17 protein-coding genes and 1 tRNA gene are annotated in these 24,581 nt (G+C 47.7%); 6 read left to right on the top strand and 12 right to left on the bottom strand.

The window, feature by feature from the left end:
- Positions 1-10 precede the first annotated feature (10 nt).
- Positions 11-3,664 (bottom strand): hypothetical protein, encoded by a 3,654-nt coding sequence (locus tag ACN0YN_RS08470; protein WP_417384566.1) that lies wholly within the window; start codon positions 3,662-3,664, stop codon positions 11-13.
- Between the two features lie 509 nt (positions 3,665-4,173).
- Here ACN0YN_RS08470 and ACN0YN_RS08465 point away from each other — a divergent pair.
- Both ACN0YN_RS08465 and ACN0YN_RS08460 read left to right on the top strand, forming a co-directional pair.
- Positions 4,174-4,258: transfer RNA gene (locus tag ACN0YN_RS08465), tRNA-Ser, on the top strand.
- Positions 4,259-4,545: 287 nt separating this feature from the next.
- Positions 4,546-5,832 (top strand): tyrosine-type recombinase/integrase, encoded by a 1,287-nt coding sequence (locus tag ACN0YN_RS08460; protein WP_417384565.1) that lies wholly within the window; start codon positions 4,546-4,548, stop codon positions 5,830-5,832.
- 99 nt (positions 5,833-5,931) lie between these two features.
- Here the strand turns inward: ACN0YN_RS08460 and ACN0YN_RS08455 are convergent, their stop codons facing one another.
- The 7 genes from ACN0YN_RS08455 to ACN0YN_RS08425 form a co-directional block, all read right to left on the bottom strand.
- Complete coding sequence (locus ACN0YN_RS08455) at positions 5,932-6,174, bottom strand: hypothetical protein (RefSeq protein WP_417384564.1); 243 nt, start codon at positions 6,172-6,174, stop codon at positions 5,932-5,934.
- Positions 6,171-6,998: a transposase gene (locus tag ACN0YN_RS08450; protein ID WP_417384563.1), complete on the bottom strand. Its 828-nt coding sequence runs from the start codon at positions 6,996-6,998 to the stop codon at positions 6,171-6,173. The genes ACN0YN_RS08455 and ACN0YN_RS08450 overlap by 4 nt, the downstream gene beginning before the upstream one ends.
- Positions 6,999-7,043: 45 nt before the next feature.
- A complete protein-coding gene (locus ACN0YN_RS08445; RefSeq protein WP_417384995.1) occupies positions 7,044-7,604 on the bottom strand; it encodes a tyrosine-type recombinase/integrase in 561 nt (186 codons plus the stop codon).
- A gap of 457 nt (positions 7,605-8,061) precedes the next feature.
- The gene (locus ACN0YN_RS08440; protein WP_417384562.1) at positions 8,062-10,833 is read right to left on the bottom strand and encodes a class I SAM-dependent methyltransferase; all 2,772 of its coding nucleotides are present in this window, start codon (positions 10,831-10,833) and stop codon (positions 8,062-8,064) included.
- Positions 10,834-10,886: 53 nt separating this feature from the next.
- On the bottom strand, positions 10,887-12,032 hold the full coding sequence (locus ACN0YN_RS08435) for a class I SAM-dependent methyltransferase (protein WP_194242519.1): 1,146 nt from the start codon (positions 12,030-12,032) through the stop codon (positions 10,887-10,889).
- 14 nt (positions 12,033-12,046) lie between these two features.
- The gene (locus tag ACN0YN_RS08430) at positions 12,047-13,096 is read right to left on the bottom strand and encodes a hypothetical protein (protein WP_417384561.1); all 1,050 of its coding nucleotides are present in this window, start codon (positions 13,094-13,096) and stop codon (positions 12,047-12,049) included.
- A 1,631-nt stretch (positions 13,097-14,727) separates the two neighbouring features.
- A complete protein-coding gene (locus ACN0YN_RS08425) occupies positions 14,728-14,997 on the bottom strand; it encodes a hypothetical protein (RefSeq protein WP_417384560.1) in 270 nt (89 codons plus the stop codon).
- A 596-nt stretch (positions 14,998-15,593) separates the two neighbouring features.
- Between ACN0YN_RS08425 and ACN0YN_RS08420 the strand changes: the two genes are divergently transcribed.
- The 4 genes from ACN0YN_RS08420 (at position 15,594) to ACN0YN_RS08405 (ending at position 19,636) form a co-directional block, all read left to right on the top strand.
- Entirely contained in the window at positions 15,594-16,748 is a 1,155-nt protein-coding gene (locus ACN0YN_RS08420; RefSeq protein WP_339688222.1) for a hypothetical protein, read from the top strand.
- A 661-nt stretch (positions 16,749-17,409) separates the two neighbouring features.
- A complete protein-coding gene (gene tnpA / locus ACN0YN_RS08415) occupies positions 17,410-17,757 on the top strand; it encodes an IS66 family insertion sequence element accessory protein TnpA (RefSeq protein ID WP_155366350.1) in 348 nt (115 codons plus the stop codon).
- Entirely contained in the window at positions 17,751-18,341 is a 591-nt protein-coding gene (locus ACN0YN_RS08410; RefSeq protein WP_155366349.1) for an IS4 family transposase, read from the top strand. Before tnpA ends, ACN0YN_RS08410 begins: the two co-directional genes overlap by 7 nt.
- A 323-nt stretch (positions 18,342-18,664) precedes the next feature.
- Entirely contained in the window at positions 18,665-19,636 is a 972-nt protein-coding gene (locus tag ACN0YN_RS08405) for a hypothetical protein (protein ID WP_339688221.1), read from the top strand.
- A 734-nt stretch (positions 19,637-20,370) separates the two neighbouring features.
- On the opposite strand, the gene ACN0YN_RS08400 is transcribed toward ACN0YN_RS08405, so the two are convergent.
- From ACN0YN_RS08400 to cas1c, 4 genes are all read right to left on the bottom strand, one after another.
- Positions 20,371-21,078 carry a group II intron maturase-specific domain-containing protein gene (locus ACN0YN_RS08400; protein WP_339688220.1) on the bottom strand — a complete coding sequence of 236 codons (708 nt, stop codon included), beginning with the start codon at positions 21,076-21,078 and terminating at the stop codon, positions 20,371-20,373.
- Between the two features lie 81 nt (positions 21,079-21,159).
- Entirely contained in the window at positions 21,160-21,801 is a 642-nt protein-coding gene (locus ACN0YN_RS08395; RefSeq protein ID WP_417384559.1) for a reverse transcriptase domain-containing protein, read from the bottom strand.
- 1,267 nt (positions 21,802-23,068) lie between these two features.
- Positions 23,069-23,359, bottom strand: coding sequence for a CRISPR-associated endonuclease Cas2 (gene cas2 / locus ACN0YN_RS08390; protein WP_155366345.1), 291 nt, complete (start codon positions 23,357-23,359; stop codon positions 23,069-23,071).
- Between the two features lie 14 nt (positions 23,360-23,373).
- Positions 23,374-24,408: a type I-C CRISPR-associated endonuclease Cas1c gene (gene cas1c, locus ACN0YN_RS08385; protein WP_339688218.1), complete on the bottom strand. Its 1,035-nt coding sequence runs from the start codon at positions 24,406-24,408 to the stop codon at positions 23,374-23,376.
- Positions 24,409-24,581: the final 173 nt, after the last annotated feature.

The raw sequence follows: 24,581 nt of genomic DNA, 5'->3' as shown, positions 1-24,581 counted from the left end.
AGCTGAATCATCAGCTGTCCTGGGATTCACTTTCGGGACGAGGACGTGACTGTTTCTGTTGTTTTGCCTGAGCTGCTTTTTTCTTGGCAATCGCGGCTTTGCGTGCTGCGATTTCTTCCGGCGACATTTGCGCCAGTTTTGCTTTGCGAGCAGCAATCTGTTCCGGGGTCAGCTTGCGTTTTTCGTTACCCGAATCACTTTTACCGGAATCTGATTTCTCAGTCGGCTGTTTGCTTTTGGTTTTCGCAGGTTCTGCTTTACTGCGAGGCTTCTCTATAGAGAAATCAGGCACGGATGACTTTGACGGTTCCGCGCGACTCGGTTTAGGACTCGAAGGCGCTGGTGCCGGAATCTCGGAAGGCATAATGACATTCGTCGCCAGCTGATAAGAGGGACGCGGTGCTTTCTTCCCAGGTTTCAATCCAAAGAAGTAGAAAGCAACGGCTCCACCAACTCCAACCAGCAGAACCAGTACGATGATCATCGTACTGGATCCCCCTGCTGCCTGTTCTGTCGGCTGCTGTGCCACTTTCTGCCGGGTATCCGCTGGAGTCTGTGTTTTCAGTGATGAGGTCGCATCATTGGCTGCGACCGTTTCGCTGGCACTAAAGCGTCGTGCCAGATCCTGTGGATCTTCACCCATATCGGTCTGGACTTGACGATACAGCTCGTTGAACCGCTTCCAGACATCATCAGGAAGATCAACGTTAGTCTGACCAAAGACATTGATTTCAGATTTCGTGCGATCCAGACTACCCGCATCATTGACGGCAATCGCATATTTTCTGAGTGAATCCACCTTATTGTACTGAGCATCATAGTACATCTTCCGATACATCTTCTTCAGATCTTCACTACTCGCGTTTTCCATAGAATTTTGTAATAACCGCGCCAGATAATTCCAGCCACGAATCACTGCACCGTTTTCCAGTTCCTTCCCGTTAATGGCTTCCAGATATTTTGCATTGTTATCACCTTGACCGCTTCCAGCCCACGCCTGCAAAAGACTGGCGGCTTCAAACTGCACTTCAGGCGAAGTACTCTTTTCCTTCACAATCGGGGCAAGCAGTTTCATTGCTGCTTCATACTCACCCTGTTCCCGCTTGCAGTTTACCAGACGCAGTGTAATCCCGACTTGAAACTTACCTGGCATGAAATCACTGGTTGCTTCCTGACGTTTCAGAATTTCTTCGAACGCTGCAGCGGCTTTGTCGTAATAGCCACGGGCCACCGTCGGGTTTTCACTGGCTCCCTGTCCCATGCCATAATAGGTTTCACCAATCCAGACCAGTGACCCATAGGTCTGGTCTTTGCGTTTGAAGATATCAGTCAGGAATGTTTCCAGTGATTTTCGCACATCATCAATTCGTTTGGTGTCTCCAGTGGCTTTCAGGCGCTCAATCTCTTCTGTAATTTTCTCACCCAGCTGACGATACATCTCGGTAATCGATTCCCCTCCAGAGCCTGAGGCGGATTCTTCCAGCTCCTTCATCGCTTTTCGCGCCAGGTCGATTTGCTGCAGACCAATATATCCACGCAGTTGCAACTGGTAGACAAGATTTGCAAACTCGCTGCTCTGTACCCCCCTGGCAGGCCTTTTAGTTCCTTTTGCGACATGAATGGCTTTGAGAACGGAATGCGGGTCTTTGGTCAGGATGTCAATTGCTTCCTGATACTTACCGTTATTCAAGGCAATTTGTGCCAGTGATGTCTTTGCAGCAGTTAAATCTTCTGGAGTCTTTGCATTGGGAGCGAGAGACTTCAAAGTTGCTGCGATACCGATGCGAAGATGCTTGTCTGCTAATGCAGACCATTCTTTCGCACTTTCCGGAGTTGCCTCGGAACGACGTGACATGGCTGTCAGATAGCTGTTCCAGTAAGCCTGGCCGGCTCTAATCTGCGCGTCAGTATATTGAGGTGCAGTCGGTGGAACCTGAGAAAACCATTTTGCTGCTTCGGCTGGTCGTTCAGTGGAACTGTAGATATTACCCAGCTGAATCCGGGCATCATTGGCACGTCCGCTTTCAGGCCATCGACTGGTAATCTGGTTACAGATCGCCTCCATGTGCTGATTGTCAACGTAACGCAAATTCTTCGGAGAATCATTATACGCCTGCAGATAGCCAGCCAAAGCCAGGTAAGCCGCATCCAATGACATGCCACCATTGACTTTATCATCGCTCTTCGAAATGAACTCTGCCAGAATCGCACATTCATAACTGCGTCTGAGATTATAATAAGTATAACTCAGCAGAAAACGGGCATGATCCAGTTCCTTGGGATCCGTTTTACTATCTGCCAGTTTCAAGGCGATTCGCAGAATGCGGGCAGTCTCTTCCATGTATTGTGTCAGTTCGACCTGCGCCTTCTTTTTGTCCGCTGCAGACTTGGCTGCTGCCAGTTTATCTTTCAACGTCTGAGTCTGCTTGTGGCGATCCTGTCCCAGCCCGTACGCAGTTGCAAAATCCTGCGGATCTCCGCCTGAATTTTTCTGTAATTTGGCATTGATTCGGCCCATCATCAGCCGGGAAACATCTCGATATTTCCCCCGAAAGGCATTCACGAAACGGGCATTTACCAGAGCCTGTCTGAGAATCCGTTCCTGATCTGCCTTGTCTGTTCCTTCCTTATTAGCCAATGCTTCCTGAGCACGTGCCAGCTCCCAGGTAATCCCCTGCCCGATAGCTGTGCGGCTGCGAGAACGATTTTGCTTCAGCCACTGTTCCGCTTCATTGATCACCAGTTGATAGTCTTTTTTCTTTTCGTCATTCATGCAGATTAACCGAAACTGCAGACAGTTATCTTTCAAGCTTTTGATAGCCGGTGAATTACCGGGGTGTCCCAGCAGCTCATTGTAGACTCCCAGAGCCTGTCCCAGTTCACCCTGCTCTTCAAAACACTTTCCCTGCCACATACGGGCATATAATCCACCAACCTGACTGCGATAACGTTCGTGAATTTTGGCATACTCTTCAGCAGCCTTTTTCAGAAGCCGATTAAAATCAGCACTGCCGGGATCGTAGGTTTGTGCTTCAGCATAAGTACATTGTGCCAGATCCAGTTGGGCACTCATGAATTGAATTTCCGCTTTGGCCCGGGCTTCATATTTTTCCGGTTCTTTTTGCTTGTCAATGAAAGTTGCGGGAAATGATTTCCAGGTCTTTTCGTGCAGATTATAGGCTTTCTGAAATATGTCCCTGGCCTGGGCAACCAGTTTTCGAGCCTCTGCCTGATGTGCTTTTTTATTATTCTGTTCTGCAGGAGACTGTGCTTTGCGGCCTTCTACTTCCGCTTTTTCCAGTATAATTTTACCGCGTTCTGTATTCGCAGTCCCTGCCATCGGATGATTGGGAGACTGTTTCGTGAATAACGACAGCTGTGCCAGAGCCTGATTGAGTGTTTCTTCCTGCTCATCCGGCTGAGTTTGAGTCCGCGAGAACATCAACAGTGTCATCGCACGCTCGAAGGGAATTAACTCCTGAATCTCTTTAGGCGTCGACTTGTCGGCTGCAATTTTATCGAGATACAGCAATGCCGTGTCGTGATAGTTTTTATCCCGTAACCCCTGAAGAAATTCGAGATACTGCTCCTCTGCGGAGACAGAAGAGACGGTTGTCAAAATCGTAAACAGACTTACGATCGAAACAAAATGGAATAGACGCATATTATAAATTCCATCGCTAATGAACGGATGAACCGAGGTCGTGAAAGAGAGGACGCTAGACCTGTGAAATCACGAGTTTAAAGGCTGCCACACAGAACATGGACATACCCCGGCTCTCATTATACCTACTTCATCTACTAAATGTTCGCTGTCAGATAGCGATTTTCTGTACCTGTTGATTTTCCAAAGTTGATGGTGAACCAATCTTTACAGAAAATATCTATAAATAACAGCATATCCCGACGACAGAGAGTCTGCAAGAAAGATGCAGGGAAACGTTTATATTTCCAGTCCTTCAACAGAATCTGACTGTATAACGGGATTTCGAGACGAAGACACACTGATATTCTTACGACAAAACAGCAGAGGTAGTTGGCAGTGAAGCCCGGCGGTGCCAGTACAATCGATATGAAGTTCGACCTGTTCGAATTTGACGCTGCACAGTGATCTGACTATGCTGTCTGTTCATTCGAGAGAACAGAATGAAATAAATACGAGAACATCCAACCGGAGAGGTGACAGAGTGGCCGAATGTGCCGGTCTCGAAAACCGGTGTGCCGCAAGGTACCGGGGGTTCGAATCCCCCTCTCTCCGCTTATTTGATTGCCGTTGAGTTGTAACCCTATAACTCAGCGGCATTTGCTTTATCTGGACCGCTCCAGAGCTTCCCATTTGTGGCACATTTTGTGGCGTTTTGTGGCACGGGGGTTCTCTGAAAGGCTCTGTTGATGAAGCAATCATCAAATCAAAACCGTAAGGCAACGTTCCGGATCGGCAAAGTTCGTGGCGATCTCCGCGGGAAAATCTGGTACCTCACCTACCACGAAAATGGCAAGCGTTTGCGACCCAAAATTGGTCCGGACAAAGAACAGGCCCGGCAGATGGCCGCGCGTATCAATTCCCAGTTAGAGTCTCACACTCATTCTGTATTCAATTTTGAACCCGTTCAAATCGATGATTTGCAAACCAGATGGCTCAACCATCACGAACAGGTATTGCGATCTTCATTACAGACCATCCGCCGCTACCGTGCTGCGACAACCCACCTGATTAACTTCATCGCGCATAAAGGTGTGGCTTCAAAAACATCACTATTCCAGGTCGGACACGCAGAAGAGTTTGTACATTATCTACGCACAATCAAAGTCGCTCCCAATGGTCATGAGAATTCGCAGAAACGCCACCTGCTCGACAAAGGCATCAAATACATCCTGCAATGCTGCCGAAGTATGTTTGGCTACGCGATAAAACGACGGCACCTTTCTCCGTATGCCGAAAACCCATTCTCCAGTCTCGATCTGGACCGCATCCCAATCGAAAACGCTAAAGTTATTTCCATTTTCAGCCCCGATCAGGAAAAGAAATTCCTGGAAACCTGCGACGACTGGCAGTTTCCTATCTTTCTCACGCTCATGCTGACGGGGCTCCGGCCAGGAGAGCTCACGCACTTGTTGTTACCAGAAGATCTCGATCTGAATGTGGGTATGCTCTACGTCAGAAATAAACCTCATTTAGGCTGGCAGGTTAAGACACGCAATGAACGTGAAATCCCATTGATCGATGAACTCAGAGATGTTCTGACAATCTCAGTTGGTGATCGAGTCACAGGCCCAGTCTTTTTGCAACGTCGTTATTCATCAGGCTCCGTTCGACCTGAGATAAATGACCATTCGGAAAAGCAACTCGAAGACTTACTCCAGCAACGACTGGCTCAAGAAGAGACCGCCTCCGGCAAGGCTATCAATAGAAACCAGTGGCTGAATATCTCACGAACAATCTGGCGCGATAGTGGTGCGTTGAAAACCGATCGGATACGAACAGAATTCATCAGGCTGACAAAGCAGATAGATCTACCTCAGTTTACCGCCCCCAAATCACTGCGACATCTCTTTGCCACATGTTTACAGGATGGAAACGTGGATCCATTGATCCGCAGTGAATTAATGGGACATTCTACTTCAGCAACAAATGGGGCAAGCCATGGCCTGGGGATGACTGCCACTTATACACATTCACGTCCCGAAACGAAAAGAAAACAACTTGCCAATGCGCTATTGATTCGACTGGCCGTGCAAATAGCTAAAACATGGTATATTCGATACTCAACTAAATTTAACAACTTAGACGATCAAACTAAATTCAAAGGAAATATGTGGCATATTAAATAGGATTATATGCAGCGTGTTAGCATTCAGGTGGAGCGGTTTTTCGGGGTACTCAACACGCGGCATATGATCTATTGGACTGAACCGCAGGGGCGATTTCGACTATGGGGATTGAATGCCCGCAGGGTGAAAACAGCGTTCTGTTTTCGCTGTGATTGCGGGCATAATTCTACGACGGGATCGTTCGCTCAAGTGTCGAGGCAGGCCGCTGTGGCGGGTTGTAATTGCCAGGACGGTTGTGCGGGGCGTCCCGGAGACGGTATCCGTCACCGGCGCAGACCCCGACCGAAACACCCCGCGATGGGAGATCGAAACGACGAACAGATTCTCTTCCTGAGAGCTCATGAGGTGTCACAGACCTCCCAGAGTTCGGAAGCCGACAGCGAAGCACGAACCAAACATGGAGCAGGAAGTCGCTCCCAGCGGGAGGGCAATTCCTGCGACCTCTGGAGCGCGGCCTGGCCACAGGATGGACAGATTGCAGGCAACTCCCCCGCCACCGGGGAATCTTCAAGGGAATGATTTTCGTTCAGAGACGCCGATCCTTCCAGCAGTTCGCGGCACAGCGCGGTCTTCTCTGCCCGATAGCGGTTGGCCAGAAAGCCATAATGCCGAATCCGCATCAGTCCGTCCGGAAGCACGTGCTGCAGGAACCGGCGGAGAAACTCTGTGGCGGCGAGCGTCATGGTCCGCTTCCGACTGCCTTGGGCATAGTCTTTATAGCGAAACGTGACCTGGCCGTCTGCGACGTTCAACAGCCGGCTGTTCGAGATCGCCACGCGGTGCGTGTAGCGTGCCAGGTATTTCAGTACCGACTCGGGGCCGCCGAACGGCGGCCGGGCATACACGACCCATTCGGTCTGCACGGACCGGTTGAGAAGACGCTTGAAGTCCGCAGAATTGACGGTGGAAGCCAGCTGCCCGGGGAATTTCAGTTTCCCTGCGACATACGCCTGTCTGAGCAGGTCCAGAAACTTGCCACGAAACAACCGGCTGAGTACGCGCACGGGCAGGAAGAAATCGGCCCCTCCCGCGACCCAGCGTGTGCGGTCGCCAGTCCGCCGGAAGGGACCACGCAATGCAGGAGCGAAACTATGGCGGAGCATGTGCGGCGTGACGGCTTTGTCCAGGCCGGCTTCGTTGCGTGCGTCCCGGCAGACCTGTTGCACCGTTCCTACGGCGATCGGCTTGACCCGTGAAGGACCGAGAAACAGTCAGTCGTCCGGACGGGCGGCCCACCAGTAGTGCCGCAGCATTTGCAGCAACAGTGGTGAGAGCAGCGTATAGCGATCTTTGTTTCCCTTACTCTGTACGACATGGATCACCATTCGCTGGCTGTCGATGTCACAGACCCGTAGACGGACGGCTTCGGAAATCCGCAGCCCTGCCGCGTAGGCCGTCATCAGGATGGTGCGGTGCTTGAACGAGTGCACTGCCTGAAAGAAACGGCGCACCTCGTCAAAACTCAGCACCTCGGGTAAATGCCGCTCGGGCCGGGGGCAGCGAATGTCGTGCACGATCTCGCCGCGTTGGAGCGTGTTCCGATACAGGAACCGTAGCGAGGCCAGCACCTGCTTATAGGTTCCCCAGGCGACTTGCCGGTCCTGGACCAGATACAGCAGGTAAGTCCGGATGGCCTCCGGTCCCAGGACTTCCGGGCTTTTGCCGAAGTGCCGGGCAAAGCGGGAGACGTTGTCGATGTAAAGCTTGATTGTTTTCGGGGACAGGTTCCGTAGTTCCATGTCTTCGATCATGCGCTGCCGCAGTGGAGTCATCACTGGACCTTTCGTGAAACAGAGATTTCAGAGACCGGGAAGGTACTGAAATATGCCTCACAAATGGCGGAAGCGCAAATCGGAATATTCGGAACAGACCGTACAGACGGACCGGGGTACCTACGCGTGCTTTGCAGTCCGGGGTCGTAAACCGCCAGCGGAGCGAGCGGTGTCATTCCAAAACTTGCGACGGTGTGTACAGATTCGGAGCACTTTTGTAGGTCGAAGTCAGTGTCTTCGAGGTAGATTGGAGATGAATATAAAACCTCGCTGTTCGATATTGTTGAGGTCTTCGCCGGTTGCCTCGAAGACCTCAACCTGCTGACAGACGATGCGGCGATCGTCCATTTAATCCTCGAGCCGTACAAAATCGCGTGGTGAATCCGGTTAGATGTGACGTGCCCCCAAGTATGCCACCAGTCACAAACCTTCGTTTTTATTCAGCGACCAATCTGCCTCACGATCTACATGACGTTTCAATGGAATTTGCCTTGCCGTATTCGATAAGTTGTGGCTTACTCTTCATTGCACGCACGATTGCTGGGTCAACCATAAATTTTTGGCCATTCCAGTTCGTCCAGAAAGGAAATGGCTTTCCGTCTGGCAACTTATTTCGGTAATTCCCACGATCTACAGCCCAGACATCATTCACATGCTTGTCTTTGATTTGATGTCCTTCGGGGTTCGTTAACTTAGTCATTGCAAAAGCAAATGCTAGTTCATCAGCAATTTGTTCGATTCCTTTCTTATTCTTAACAGCATGAAATCCTTCCCAACAAGCATCATATACTTTTTTCCATTCATCTCGCTTGATGACAAAGAACCCGCCATTCAAATTGTAAACGCTTTTTTCTTCCATGCCCCGTTCAGCCCAGATGTCAACAATGTCTTGAAGTGTGATACCCCGCCACTGCCAGCTCTGGGTTTGTGCGTTTGAGAATGCTTCATCATTGATTTTAGATTCCACTGATAAGTGGAGTGGGTCAGCTAGTTGCAATAGCGTGTGAATAGATTCATCTGACGGCTTCCGCGTGAAGTAGTTATCCGGGTCTAAAAATACATAGTAATCATACTCGTATTTATTCAGGTTTTTCAGAACCTCTACCTTGAACATATTTCTTAGCGAAGGATTGCAAGGCCGATCAATTTCATGTATCTCACTTCCCGGAATTGTGATGCCATGATCGGTCCAAATATGAAAGTCTTCTTCTACACCAACGGACCGAGCAGACTGGACAAGGCTACAAAGCATAGCATGATGATCTACGCTTCCAAATCCAATTGACCAATAGCAAAAACTGGGCGTACGAGGCATGCCTTGCTTAAGCATCAACCAACTCGAATAATTCTCAGGAGTTGTTGCAAAAAAACGAACATTATGATTCCGGACGAATTCGTCAACTGCTTCAATCACACCGTACTTTACGTGCTTCGAGTCCTTAGCGATATAATCGTGACCGGCGAGAATTCCACCAGTTCGCACTTTAGGATACCAGTCTTCAAGATCTCGTTTAACTGCTTCGTAGCTATGGTCTGCATCAATATAAATGTAATCGAAGTAGCCATCCGGAAACTGACTGCACACCTCAAAAGAGTAACCTCGAATAATCCTCCCGCGTTCACCATACTTTGCAAATTTATTGCGCACTTGAGATTCTAACTGATCTTGTTTCACTTGAGAGAATCCAACATCATTTTGGCTGGAGATTTCGCCAGAATCCCAAGAATCGATTCCAACGAACTCGCTCGGTTTACTCCCTTGAACGATTTGATCCAGATTCTGTCCCGCGCGAACTCCGATTTCGCAAACGTGATGGTTCAACCCCGCGCGGCGCAGCATGCTAGGAATGTTGTTACGGTGCCCCAACGCTTTCATTTGATCAAAAAGATGTTCATTGTTGTTATATTCCTGCCAATTAGCAATCGACAGTCCTCTCCGAATGATTTGGCTGATGACCATAGAACTCCTTAGCACAGAATCTATCGGCAGCTGCTTAAACCATACAGGAAACATAGCATTATAAAGGTACGCAACCAATGTATCTTGACGAATGTCGCAATCTGCAGCACTCAGTTCGTCAAGACTGCGATGATCGAAATACGCTCGAAATCTGCTTGGATGAATTGGAATACAAATCCGAAAATCATATTGAAAATAAGAATAGTTTTTTGTCAAAGGCCAGAGCAAGTTATACCCTAACTCGGTCCATTTAAATCGTAAATTGTTATTACGAGATTGAATTAACGCATCCATGGATTCAATATATTTCCCAAGCAGGATCGATCCTGCTTTGCCACCAAAGAACCCATTTGAGGGTCGATTTCCGGGACGTCCACATCCGATAAAATCTGAGCCGGACTCATGAAGACGGTCCATTACCGGAGAAAGATTGCTCAACGCAATCATGTCACTATCTAACCACAGTCCTCCATAACGGTGAACTAGAACTGCTCTTAAATAATCGGCTTTATGTGCAAGACATTGTATACCATGCCACTCAGGAATGATGTCGGGGACATATTGTTGAATATTTTCTGGAGAAACGCGAACAATTTCAAAATCATCACCACATTGATGATGCCAAGTTTCTTCACAAAGATCGAGATATTTTGGGCGAGTATGATTTTTCATCGTCTCCCAATATGTCCATATCGTATGTTTGCGATCGCGGTGTTTTTGCAGGTTAACCAGCAGAAGCGTGGTATCCCTATACTCAGCTAATTTTTCACATTCGTAACCTGCAAAGGTCTGCATGAGTGACTCGTGAAAATGGATAACTTTACTCTTGGTTATCTCTGGAGTTGCTTGGGTATACCCCGATACGAGAATCGATTTCACCGCGAATCGTTTGAGACGTTCAGTAAATCGGCGATAATCAATCGGGTCATCAAGATGTATTAGAACATCAAGACAAACAACCAGATCGAACGTGCGATTGAAGTCGAACTCAAAGAAGTCTTCACAAAAGACATTAAGCTGGCCTGATTGTGCTTTTAGTTGGTCGATTGCAAATTGCGAGGAGTCGATACCAACATAGTCAACACCTGTGAGATCCACATGTTTGATAACAAATTGATCTCCACAACCCACATCCAAAATAGATTTTGGTTGATTGATTGCGATTGCATGCTCAATAGCAGTAACCTTTTTTTTTGCACATGCCCCTCTAGATCCGTGTCCACTATACATACCTCGCGACTCATAGATTTTATCCCAATTAAGAATCATTTAAATCCTCTGCGAATTAAAAAACACGCTATTCTTGGACCATCAATATTTGGTCATCCACCCAATCGTTTCAACAAGTATTGTAATTGTTTCTCATATGAGTCCAGCGAAAGTGACGAGCGTCGAGTTTGCACCTGAATGAGATCTTCCAATGTATGTTCGACTGGGAATAAGGATTCCAAGTCAATGACTTTTAACTTTCCATCAGAGAAAAGGAAGGAATCTGTAGTAAGATCCAGCATAAAAAGATTGCTCTCTGCAAGATAAGCATAGAAAAGGGAGAGTTCGTCGGCTGAAAAACAGCCATCTTCTTTGACGTATTCCAGCTCAATCCACTGAAAACCCTTCTCTGTACCACTATCCAATAACTGGGGGAAAAACCGAACCCCTTTGAGCTTTCTATACATTTCTCTTTCGTGCGACAGGTCGGTTTGGATCCAAGTGTGAGTGCCGCCAGTATTTAATTCTCGCTTCACTACTGACGTTGTCCCGTCACGCTTCACTCTAAACACACCACGCGAGTTGACCAAATTATTTTCTTTTATGTTCCGATACACATTCCCATTGCAACGATTCGAGCCATACCATGTTTTTCGGGTTCGATGACCGCTGCCATAACGATCATTTGTTTCCAAGACCTCTTCGAGCTGCCAGTAAAATGCAAATAAAAGATTAAAACCGTACCCAGCCCCATCCATTTCAACATAGGCATGAGGATATGTTTCTGCCATCTTCTTCAACGTCTCAACCTTTTGTTTACCTAAGTGGTGAAGAACGGAAAAGCAAAGAACAAGATCATAGTCGTGATAATTGGAGAGTGTCTCTACTGACAACTTATCATGAAAGAACTGAGGCGTTTCTGGAAAGTCATTTGTCCTCGCCAAATAACGGCATAATTCGACATTCTCTCGGTTGCTGTCAATCCCTGTCACTTGGTGACCCAGCTTTGCTAGCTCAAAGCAAAAGAAACCAAGATTGCACCCCCAATCGATGATCTTCAAACGCTTATCACCGAACTCCGCTTGTAAATGCGCAGCAATCGCCTCGCTTCGATCAAAACAATTCCTACCACAGTTTGACAGAGTTTCCCCATAACCCGGCAAGTTGATTGGCTGATAGTTAAACCATGTGTAGGGACGTCCGCGTTGTGCCTCTTGGCGATAGCGAGTCAAAATGATCTCTTGAGTCCAATTACTCATCTTTCTCCTCAATACTAAGCAGGAAATGCCGTTAATGAATTCTTCTTTGTCAATGTTTCCCATTGTTCAAAGACTTGAGACCAAGAGTCCATGGCAGGCTGCAGCCCCCATTCGTTTTGAAGTTTATTTAGTGCGGCGAGTCGCATTTGGTTGCGCTCTTCAAATTCGAAGGCACAGCGAGAGGCCTTGTAGACGAATTCACGCCCGTCATTACAGAGCCAACCTGTCACACCATCTTCGACCTCAAGTTTCCAGCCTCCTCGATTGTCAACAATCAAAATCGACCCTGAGGCCATTGCTTCAAAACCAATGCGGGGAAGATTTTCGAAAGTGTCTGTTGTCATAATAATTGCTTCACATTGAGTATAAAATGCCCGCTGCGTTAATGCCCCCTCGGGAAGTGCCTGAATATACTCCGCTGGTCTTGTGCCAAACTTACGCTCTGTATTAGCCCCCCACCCTAGAATGAGGCCTTCTTTTGTAACAGGGGCCGTCATTGTTTCGTAAATCCATAACTGCTCTCTACCAAATTTTTCGCTATCATTTCGCGAAATGCGGCCAAATCGGAATTTGTCCATCGGCCGATTATCGATATAGGGGAACTCATCAGCATGAAAATATGGTTTGAAAAACAAAGGCCGATAGATATCATGCTCTTTTAATTTTTTGCTAACCTGTTCGTACGAATGCTCTGTTTGATACAAATGAAAATCAATCAACCCTTGCTTTTGATGTTCAATCTCCAGTTCAAAATTCCACGACATGCAGTTAACAAATGATGTGGTACGCGAATATTTTATTATCTCTGGTAGAGATTTCAGGAATTCTTCGTTGCAAAATGAAATGCAGTGCATCCCTTCGAGAGACGCCCAATCACAATGCTCGTGATACACACAACCCAACTGCTCAAATCCCATCGCTTTCTGACTACTATCCAAGGGAGAAGTAGGGCATAAATGCACTTTAATCCCCATTGCCAACCAACAACGTATTTGATGATCCAGCTCTGTATCTGCCCCACCCAATCGACTTGGATGGCCAATCACACACAAACTTTCAATCATGTTGCTCTCCCAAATATTTGCAGTGTACGTCAAGACGCACTTATCATTATTAGCGTTAACTATACAAAAGTAATGGAAAGTGAAACGGTATTTGAGCTCAACCAAAGATTCCAGAGTGTTTAGGGGCTACTCATGAGCCAACACAAACCAACAATAGAATTAATGTGCAAAAAGCTATCTGCAAACTCAATATGACGATAACTTAATACAATAGAATCTTTATGGTTCACCGGACTGAATGATTGGAGAAGATATAGATAAGACATATAGATTGGTTACTCTTAAAAAATTGAACAGGTGAATGCATCATACTACGGACATGCTTAAGAAAATTTATTTCTGAAAACGCTTTCAGGATATAAACGATGACAGTCAATCGAATATTGATATTGCTTACTGAGTTGAAAACCAGATTTTCAAAGAAAATTGTTGGCGTCGAAAAAATGATCGTTAAACTTTTGAAAATTAGATGTGTTTAGTTTTTAGGTTTGAGCTTAGTAAGTGGAAGCTACATTCAATTACACTAGAGATATTAAACTACTAATGTATATTTAAAAAAAACACTTAACTACATTAAAACAGAAATATTTAGAACAAAAAAACACTATTCATCCTTTGTACTCGGGCCAGAATGTGGTATATAAGTTTTCATACTTCTCTTACCTCAACGCATGTAAAGCAAACAAAGTTAAAAAATACCGAGTGACTGATTAACCAGTCACTATGAGGAAATCGACTGATGGCTGAGATCACAGGATCAATCACCACGTTCAAACCAGACGATGGATCAACATTCGCTTCAGGTACCACAGTGGAAGTCTATGCCCAAGGAAGTGGTACTATCCCGGCAGCACAAGGAGGTGTGCAAAATACGTACAGGGTAACTGTCAAACTTAGCATCTATAATGGAACAAACTGCACAGCAGTGGGCGGATCTAGCTATCGCGACATACAGCAAGCATTCGTCCAAAATCCATATACGACAACGAAGACATCTCAGAACGTCACTGCCGATGGCTACTACCTAGTGACAGCGGAGATGTACTCACAAAAGAAACCGCCCGGTGGTGTATTTGGTACGGCAACTCTATTAGATCGGAAAACTTGGCAATTCAAAATAGGAAGTCCAAACGACTTACAACCGATTGGATTCTTCTGTACGGGAGAAAATACACCAGTAACAGTTTGCGAGGGGCCGACTCCACCCGATGGTGAGGAATCTCCCCCCGGGCTCGTCGGGATTGATGGACATTACAAAGTGGTTGGATCAGCTTCAAGCACCAAAAAATATAAATTCACCATGGAATTTATTGCAACAGGGCCTGAGCCTCTAAGGGTGATATCATATAGGGATACTCCTGGAGGTCCTGTTCCTATAACTCGCTTTACCCTCTTCACTGCGGTCACTATGGAAGGAGACTACGATGCGTTCGCAACTATACATGTTCAACGAACTGATAAGGGTTCGACTGACCCTAACTGCTTTAAGAAACACCTCCTAGCTGAAACAAGCTGGCAGTTTAGTATCAAGAAAAAATCTTCATCGTCGTCCTCCAGTTCATCGTCCTCCAGTTCATCGTCCTCCAGTTCATCGTCCTCCAGTTCATCGTCCTCCAGTTCATCGTCACCATCTAGTTCGTCGCCACCGTCCAGTTCGTCGCCACCGTCCAGTTCGTCGCCACCGTCCAGTTCGTCGCCACCGTCCAGTTCGTCGCCACCGTCCAGTTCGTCTCCACCGTCCAGTTCGTCGCCACCGTCCAGTTCGTCCCCACCATCCAGTTCGTCGCCACCATCCAGTTCGTCGCCACCATCCAGTTCGTCGCCACCATCCAGTTCGTCGTCATCATCCAGTTCGTCGTCATCATCCAGTTCGTCGTCATCATCCAGTTCGTCGTCATCATCCCATCCAGTTCGTCGTCATCATCCAGTTCGTCGTCATCATCCAGTTCGTCGTCATCATCCAGTTCGTCGTCATCATCCAGTTCGTCGCCACCATCTAGTTCGTCGTCATCATCCAGTTCGTCGCCACCATCTAGTTCGTCGCCACCATCTAGTTCATCGCCACCATCTAGTTCGTCGCCACCATCTAGTTCGTCGCCACCATCTAGTTCGTCGTCATCATCTATTTCGTCGTCATCATCTAGTTCGTCGCCACCATCTAGTTCATCGCCACCATCTAGTTCATCGCCACCATCTAGTTCATCGCCACCATCTAGTTCGTCGCCACCATCTAGTTCGTCGCCACCATCTAGTTCGTCGCCACCATCTAGTTCGTCGCCACCATCTAGTTCGTCGCCACCATCTAGTTCGTCGTCATCATCCAGTTCGTCGCCACCACCTAGTTCGTCGTCATCATCCAGTTCGTCGCCACCACCTAGTTCGTCGTCCCCTTAGAAATCAAGGCTATTTATCACTTTTTAGTTTCTCGATTGACAATTGCCCTTCAGAAAGTAGAGAATTTGCCTTCATGATTAATTTAATTTCAAAGGAGTGATCAGTGATCCAACGGAATCTTCTATCGTTTTGGTTTTATCAATTTGCAACTGTTTTGTTTTTGAGCATTCTAGCCTTCAGTGTCGTTGCTGAAGAAAATCCGAAACAGAAGCGAACTGAGATCAGTAAATGTGATCTACAATCATATCAAATGCTGGCGCGTGTCGCATATCAAATTGGAAAAGAGGATCTCTCCTTACCCGAGGATGGTATGACGGACACTCTGATGACCTACAATGGTCCTTTAGAAGCCTCAATAAACAAACTGACTCCAATTGCGGGTTCTAACATTAAGTCGTCTGAAGCACAAGAAATCTCCTGTAACGCAATTTTTGATTGTCCCGAGTTTCCAATCGCGAAAGCAGACACGTCGATTCCCGTAATCATGGTTCTCTCTTGTGAAGATTCAGCAACGGGACATGTCTGGACTGACTTTAACCGGCCTCTGCTGAGGATCTCAAAAGGTCAACCGACGTCGAAAGAATTGTCTATGGGGCGTTCTAGCTCTATGAATCCCGGTAAGTATATATTAACTGCCATGTTGTTTGTTAAGCTTTCACCTGAAAAATCCCTGGCGCTATTAGATCTCAAGCGGACACAGTTTACAGTCGAACCAGTAAAATCAAATCAGAAACAAATGAAAACCAGTGAAAGAGATCTGCAAACATATCAAATACTTACAAGAGTCGCATACCAAATCGGAAAAGATGATTTCACTTTACCCAAGGATAGTAGATTAGCTGCTCTGATGACCGAAAATGGTCCAATAGAAGCCTCGATACACAAACTGACGCCCGTTGCAGGTACTTCTACTATGGCGTCAGAAAGTCAAGTAATCTCCTGTAACACAAAGTATAATTGGCCCGAGTTTCCAATTTCGAAGGCAGATTTGTTGATCCCCACCTTTCTGATTTTCTCTTGTGAAGACTCGAAGTCGAGGCATGTCTGGACGCAATATAGTCGGCCTGAGTTGAGGATCCAAAAAGGGAACCTGGCTGTGGCAGGAGCGTCTCTTAGTCGCAGCAGCTTTATGAACCCTGGAAAATATATGTTAACAGCCATGATGTTTCTTAAGCTTTCGCCTGAGAGCCCCCTTACTCTATTAGATTTCAAGCGGACACAATTTACAGTCGAAGCAGAAAAGAAGAAGACACAATAAAAACAGAAAAGTGATGGCTTAAAAGAAAAAAGTAAGAAGTAGAAATCCTTGCTGTAACGAGTCTCAAATATGGCCAGAGATTTTATCAATGACTGATAGTACATCGGGGAAATCCTGGATGAAGTTGAGGAGCCGGACAAAAACGATACAAACTTTGCCGGAGTAACGGTCACAACGAACCGTAGGAGCGTTGTTCGTTATAGTAGTCCTCTTTCCAGGCCCCTGTCTGCCTTCGGGCTGCTTTCAGCTTTCAAATTCCCTCTGTCAGAAATTCATAGCTGGAACGACTGCTGAAGCTTTCCGTATATCCATTCTCCCAGGGTGCCCCCGTTCGATATACAACGACCTGATCTTCAGCGGCAGCAGTCAGCGTTGGTCCACCTGATCTAGCCCCCGTAGGGTAAAAAAACTCAGCCGACCCGTATTTGCATGGATATTCGGCACTTGGGTCTCGTTTGATTTACTCATCTCAGACGTCTACAGCTCCACAATCTCAAACGTACTCCAATACGTACCTTAATACCATTGTTTTCGCTTACGCAGCATTGCAATTCGTTTTGAAACTGACCCCAGGCAGGTGGTAACCGGCCCACAAAATACACCTTGACGTGTGCAGTATTCTGAATGTGCTTCAACCCCAACATATTCAGGAGCGAATTCGATGCCCGCATCCCAGCCAACACAACGTGCCGACCAGCGGCGGAACCCGGACCGTGAAGTGTTCTGGCGAACAACGATTTCAGACCGGCTGCAATCAGAGCTTTCGATCCGTGCCTTCTGCCAGCGTGAGGGACTGAGCGAACCAGCTTACCATTACTGGCGACGCGAATTGAAAAAACGGGATGCCGAGAACACCGCTGCAGCTTCCTTCCTGCCCGTTGAAATTCAACTCCCTGCTACGCCGATTGAAATCGTGTTCTCGCACGGCACGACTGTTCGCGTCGGAAGCGGCTGTGATCGGACCACGCTCGAAACCGTGCTCGCCGCGCTGGAGCAGCGCGCATGCTGAATCTGCCGACCCGCATTTATTTCTGCACGGTCCCCACAGATATGCGTAATTATGCGGTCATCCATGCTTATGAACGCGGAACTCCCTCCGACAGAAGCCCGATCGAGTGGAAACTGTTGACCAACCTGCCTGTAGACGACCTTTTGTCGGCCATCGAGAAACTGGATTGGTATGCGCAGCGGTGGAAAATTGAGACGTTTCATAAAGTGTTGAAGTCAGGATGTAAAGCTGAAGAATCCAAACTTCGTACAGCCGAGCGATTGACCAACCAGTTAGCCGTGTTCTGTATTATCGCCTGGAGAGTGTTCTGGTTAACGATGGTCAATCGGACTGAACCTAATCTGTCGGTCGAGGTTGCCTTTACCAAATCCGAAATTCAAATACTGAATCACCTTGCAAAAAGCACAAAGCCATCATTCCCAGCAACGGTTAGTGATTACATCACAGAAGTTGCCAAGCTGGGAGGTTATCTGGCGCGCGGGAAAGACCCACCCGCGGGTAATATGGTGCTCTGGCGCGGCTTATCACGACTTACTGATATCCAAATAGGATTCGAACTAAGAAGGGGAGTTGTGGGTAATTGAAAGTTTCGTGAGACGGTTACGGCAGGTGTTCCACTCAATTCTGTCCGCGAAACTCGTCATTTACGGTACGTGTTAAAATTCGACCGTTTTCGCTTGCACCCTACGTGTACGCGGTATTCGCACGTTTTTGTGTGGACTCAAGCTCGATAAGACAATTTCCTTCTGGTAGGTCTTCAGCATGCACGTTTTAATCAACGTTTTCTGACACGAGTGGCTGGCTCTACCATAGGCGTTTAATCCGCTCTGGTCTTTCAGCTGAAAATGTTCTATATTGGGCTCGATCGACGAAATGGACTTTGTCACTCGAACAGAAAGGCCCCGGCATGAATCGCTGTCTTCCACTCCTTATTCTGACCCAAATCGTTTTCAGTATAGCTGCTAGTTCCACTGCTGAAGCTGCAGATACACAGCCTCTTACAATTAAAGAGATCAACAAGACCTGGCAACAGCGCCGCGATCGTCTGCAGGCAATACGGGTCGAGCTGTCTCTAGAAATAGCGACCAGTAAGCTGCTTCTATTTTCTGAAGAAGAAGAACCCGTCAATCCCCCCAGTACCTATTCTCCTCTGACTAAAGCAGATATGAAGCGTCTCAAAAAAGAACTGGTGATCTATCATGCCAGGTATTCAATACTGCTTGATTCCCCCAGGATTCGTTACCGCCAATGGGGACGTGTTCCTTCTGACCGCATGAAAGAGACCGTCTCATTTGATAATTCCTGCTTCAGCAATGGGCTGACAGTGACCAGACTGATGCAGTCACAAGGGACACCCTCGATCGATATATTCCAAAAAACTGAGACAAGTGATGTGTTTTCTGCCCTGTCAGAACTTCCGCTCCGCTGGGCACTCCTGGCAGGAGATCACGACCTTGGAGAAACCCTGGAGAGTTTTACAGTCCGAAGCAAAACGGAACCCATTTTGGATCTCGACTGTACCGTTTTGGAACGAACAGATTCAGAGGGTACAGCTTGTCTCTGGGTCGCTCCCAAATCACACGAATGTACGGTGCTGAAATATGAGTATCATAATGCAGATAAGTTATTGGTCTCGAGTCAAATTCAATACAAAATTGATAAAGACTGGGGGCAGGTCCCCACGACTTGCGATCTGAAATCTTTTTACGGAAATGAAGATTTACTGCGAAACAGCTACAAATATTTTTTCGATGTCCTACATGCCAAAGCAAGCATTCCAGCAGAAGAGTTCCAGGTAAAGTTTCCCCAGGGAGCACGTGTCTGGGATTCCCGTAAACGGGACGCCGACGGCAAGGTCATCCCTTATACGGTGAAATAAATTACCATTCCTTGATAAAAATGGGACACTCGCCATGCACACTCGCGCCGCCGTGTTGTATGAAATGGAGAAACCGACTCCCTATGCCGAATCGAAACCGCTGGTGATTGAAGAGCTGCAACTGGACGATCCCGGTTAAGAGACAATCATTAAATATAGTGACCGGGTAAATGATGTTAATCCTACTCGATCTTCCAGGCATAGTGCATCACTCGCAACTTATTTCGCATCTGGTCAAGGAGTTTGGGCGATTGGTAAACGGCAGTGGTCATGTTACATGATCCTGATAGAGAGAAGAGGATCAACATCCGCTGTCATGTTGGTCTTCCCTGAATAATCCTAAAAATGGACGTAAGTTCACATTGCGACAATTAATAATAGACAGAAATCCTGATAAATTTAGACAGAATCAAATTCTGTCTATCAATAATTCTGTCGCCAAGGCCCACCGATGCAATACACTTTGATCGCCGCCGCTGGTCTCGCAGAAGCAGCTTGGATGATGGCCATGATGCTAATGGGCGGAGGCATGCTAGTCATCTGCTTCGTCGCTTTTCTGACCTTAGAAACTGCCTCACGAAAACTCGCGGTTACTTCTGTCGTGTTGCTTATCGCATTCACATTGTTTTTCTAACCTTGGTATTGTTTTGTTCCGTTCGAGGCTGATGCGTATGATGATCCGGATGTCGTTTCAGCTGCGGACGATTTCCGAATCGTCGGAATTGCGTGGGTCCTCACATCACTTTTTGTACTCGTATCTTCAACAATTGCACGGCTAAAGAAACGGTGGCCATCTTCAATGGATACAGCTCAAACCACATTGTAGAATCATGGACTGACATTAATGTCTGTTCAGTTGGCGTACGGCGCATCGGCGCGGCAGAAATCGGGTATGGGCCGCCATCGCTGACGACCCTCCCCACACCACCTGACATGCGGGTCCGCATCAGGCGATTCCTCGAAGCGGAGCAAGGTCGCACCAGAGTTGTTTGAGCGAAAGAAGTCCTAACTGTTCGTGCAGCCATCTGTTGGGCATTGCAAATCGCATTGCTGGTGTCCGCGAGAGACGCCAGTAGCTTTTGCGACTGATCGCGTGTTTGATCGCAAAGTCGAGGCTCACCCCCCAGACGCACAAGGTTCTTCACCTTCGTGCGTGGACGACGCCACTGTTTCCAGAAGCACATCCGAATCCGGCGGCGAACCCACCCATCCAGTTTGTCGAATAAATCAAACTGTTGAGCCAGTCCGAAGTAACCGATCCAGCCTCGCACATAACGGTTGAGGTCGGTCAAGCGACGCTGCATCGAAACGCCACTGCTACAACCGCTGAGTTCTTTGACGCGTCGTTTAAAGGATTTCAGCTTCTTAGGTGCGACAGAAATCGTCACACGCTTACTCGTAAATGCAAACCCGAGATATTCGCAGTCTCGGGATAATCTCACGCTGCTCTTTTCCTCGTTCACAACGAGTTTCAGAACCTGCGTCAGATATCGCTGCACCGACGAGAACACACGCAGAGCACTTCATTCGCTGCGAACGAAGATGACAAAGTCATCCGCGTAACGCACGAACTTTAGCTTGCGGCGTTCCAGTTCCTTGTCGAGATCATCCAGCAGGATGTTACTCAACAAAGGTGACAGAGGTCCGCCTTGCGGAGAGCCTTCGTCCGTCGGTTGAACCACGCCCTCGACCATTACGCCCGCTCGCAGGAAGCAGCCGATCAGTCGCAGCACACGCACGTCGTGAACCTTGCGGCTCACACGAGACATTAACACGTCATGTTGGACTCGGTCAAAGAATTTTGAGAGATCCACATCGATGCAATGTTCGTGACGTTGCCGGATGATCTGCTGAACCCGCTTCGCGGCTCCATGAGCGGATCGGCCGGGGCGAAAACCGAAACTCGATTCCGAAAACTCCGGATCGAAGATCGGTGTCAAAACCTGAGCGATGGCTTGTTGAATGAGACGATCGAGCACGTTTGGAGTACCGAGCGATCTCTCGCCGCCACTGTCTTTCGGGATGGTTTTCCGACGCACCGGAGCGGGTCGGTAAGTGCCATCCAGAAGCTGCTGTTGAATCGCGGGCCAGTGTTCAGGACACCAGCTCTCGAACTCGCGGATCGTCATGCCATCAGGACCGGGAGCTCCTCGGTTCTTCTTCATACTTCGCCACGCACGTTCAAGATTTCCCGAATCAACAACTTTTTCTAACAAGTCTGCGTCTGGTGAGACGCTCAGGGACGGCGTGTCAACGAATACCGGATCGGTCACCTCCGGGCGGAGGAATTTCGCGGACAGTGTTGGTTCGTCTTCGTTCCCGAAGTCGAACGTTCGCTACGTGGCACCTCGATCCAAATTCGTCGGTCGCTCCTCTCTGTTCTTCATGGTTCGGTCCTTCCTGTCGTCGCTGGAATGCGACGATGCAGTACAATGACCTCGGCTGACTTCCGCCACACACCAACATCGTTATCCGAAGCACCTCGGTAGCATCCGAATGCTGAAGCACTTCATCAAAGAAGTTGTCGATGTCCCGTCGCTGGAGTGCTTTAGTCTTTTGAAAGAACTGCGCACTCTTAGTTGTGTGAATGTCGTCAGACATCGGACCTGGCCTCGAACATAATGTAGACGTGTCAGCCCACTCCTTTGCTTTTTTGTTAGACCGATCCATCGACAGTGGAGAATCTCCTCGACCGAGCACCAGTGTAATGCACAAAGTTACTCATCATCACACTTATGTACGGTTTTCATCGCATCATTCGCCCCGTACCTTCCTCAGCGACGGCAGCCGACAGTTGGTAGCCAATCGCAACTATGGCACAAGGAGACACGAAATGCCAACACAAATCAGCTTTCAGAATGGCAAAAGCAAGGCTGCTGGCTTTAATCCGCGCCCCTGTGTGAGGGGCGATTCATTTCGCCCACGCCGCAACCGGGGCAACTGCTGTTTCAATCCGCGCCCCTGCGTGAGGGGCGATTCTGAGTCTGAGGAGTGACATTAACAGAACTTAGTTTCAATCCGCGCCCCTGCGTGAGGAGCGATCTTATCAGCAGGTATTAGAGCAGCTTCGCAACTTGGTTTCAATCCGGGCCTCTGCGTGAGGGACGATATTTTCTTATGTTGTTACCAATAAAGAGGAAATCGAGTTTCAATCCGCGCCCCTACGTGAGGGGCGATGTTCCATGCTTTCCCCCCCCCTTCAATCATAGGGATTACGTGAGGGGCGATGGCGCGATGTTGTAAATCGTTAGCTGGAATGCGGCCAAATTGATTGATCCGCGAAACAACCGTTTTTTTGAATTGATTTACTTGTTCGCTATAATTCAAAATATCTAAACCTTTATTTAGAATCAAGTTAATAGAATTGCGAACCTATAGGCTTCAATGAGCGCGCATCAGGTTCGCAATCAGAAACACTGATGTCGGGAACGTTTACATAATCAAGGGACCATCAATATTATAGGATGCTTTTGTCCCATGATGTTCTACTCTGCGTTCCCAGTTATTTCCCAGATTATAAAAGCGGAGACTGTCCTGGGAAAGGTCAGCAATATCTAAAAGCATTGCTTTATAAATAGTCCACTGGCCGGCATCGGCCTTGATTTCGAAAACCGAATTTTGGACGCGCTGACCGATATTCTCGCAAGCCTTGGCGATTCGACGCAGTCGTTTCTGGCCTTTTGGATCTGATGTGGAAATATCATAGGTGACAAGGACATACACGAGAATAGTGTCCTTTATTTCCAGAGAAAAGGAGGGTAGAGATCCAGATCACCTCTGAGATGACGGGCGAGCAGACGTGCCTGGATGAGTGGCAGGATTCCGATCGTGATCTTTTCATTGATAAAAGGATGGAAGATATCTTCACTTTTTCGCTGTTGCCAGGATGTGAGAATTGTGCGTCTGGCTTCTGGGGAGATGAGCACAGCACCGTTTTCCAGTGTCTGAAAAGCAGAAGCAGTGAGTTGCTGCCGATTGATTAAAGAGAATACTAAACGGTCTGCGAGCCAGGGACGAAATTCTTCCATCAGGTCGAGAGCCAGACCAGGCCTGCCGGGACGATCACGGTGCAGATATCCGACGGCGGCATCTAAACCAGTGGCTTCACACGCAGATCGTATATCATGTGTGAGCAGCGTATACACAAAAGACATTAGTGAATTGATTGGATCAAGGGGAGGTCGTTTAGATCGCTTTTGGAATGCGAAGCGTTCCTGAAACTGGGTTTGTAGAGAGTTAAAAGCAGAGAAGTACTGTGCGGCTGCTTCTCCTTCGATTCCGCGTAGTTCACTAATGTCTGAGGAAGTCGTAGCTGCTTCGATGGCAATTTTCATCCGAGTGGCTGACTTATCGATTGTCTGGACACGCGGTTCTAATTCGTTGGCATCTCGAATGGCTCTGCGTAAAACAGTCCGACAGTTGGCAAGTTTTCCCAAAACAAAAGCACGTGCCAGTTCAAACGTCCGATTTTCGCTATCCGCGGCCCGATACTGTTCCCTGCGAAGCAATACATTACCAGATGTAAATCCCTGGATCAAAGCTCGAAAACGTCCCCGTTCGTCAAGGAGTGAAATCGAAATGCCAGACTGGCTGGCAGCCTGCATTAATTGCGGACTTAACCCGATCCGTCCAATGCAAATGATACTATCGAGATTATGAAAGGGAAGACGTGCCTGAGTTTTGTGATCCAGGCGAATTGAAACGGTATCTCCCTCCTTGGCTAAGTAAGATCCTTCCGTTGTGACAAAGAGCGTATTTAAATGGGTTTTCATAATCAACTCACTGTCATTTAAAAGAATGATTGACCTGCTGGCTCAGCCACTGACTGGCTGAGTTTTGTTGGAACGATTGTGGTAAACATAGATCGTAAAGTGAGCAACTTTGGCACTTCGGACCAAATTCAGCTTGTGGTGTGCGGCCGGATGTAATCAGATCATGCATTTGC

Source organism: Gimesia sp., assembly GCF_048260065.1.
Classification (GTDB): Bacteria; Planctomycetota; Planctomycetia; order Planctomycetales; family Planctomycetaceae; genus Gimesia.
This window is presented reverse-complemented; position numbering and strand designations above follow the sequence as displayed.